The 277-nt window shown below is 45.8% G+C and carries 1 rRNA gene; it reads left to right on the top strand.

Going from position 1 to position 277, the window contains the following annotated elements:
- Positions 1-65 (top strand): 16S ribosomal RNA (locus KI362_RS25385); the annotation flags it as partial.
- Positions 66-277 lie beyond the last annotated feature (212 nt).

Genomic DNA, 277 nt, shown 5'->3' with positions numbered 1-277 from the left:
AGATGATTGGGGTGAAGTCGTAACAAGGTAGCCGTATCGGAAGGTGCGGCTGGATCACCTCCTTTCTATGGAGAATCGTCTTCTGCAACGAAGACATTCAAATAGGCTGACCGCAAGGTCGCCGATCGCTTTGCGTAAGCAAAGCAACCGAATCAGGTCTTAGGCCTGTTACTCACTCGTTGGTCAGTTTTGAGAGTTCAACTCTCAAAAGAAGCACTTGATCCTTGAAAACTGGATAACGAAACGAAGAATCTGCGAATTAGAACATTCCTTTTAG

The sequence above is a fragment of the Paenibacillus apis genome (genome assembly GCF_018333295.1).
Classification (GTDB): domain Bacteria; phylum Bacillota; class Bacilli; order Paenibacillales; family Paenibacillaceae; genus Fontibacillus; species Fontibacillus antibioticophila.
This window is presented reverse-complemented; position numbering and strand designations above follow the sequence as displayed.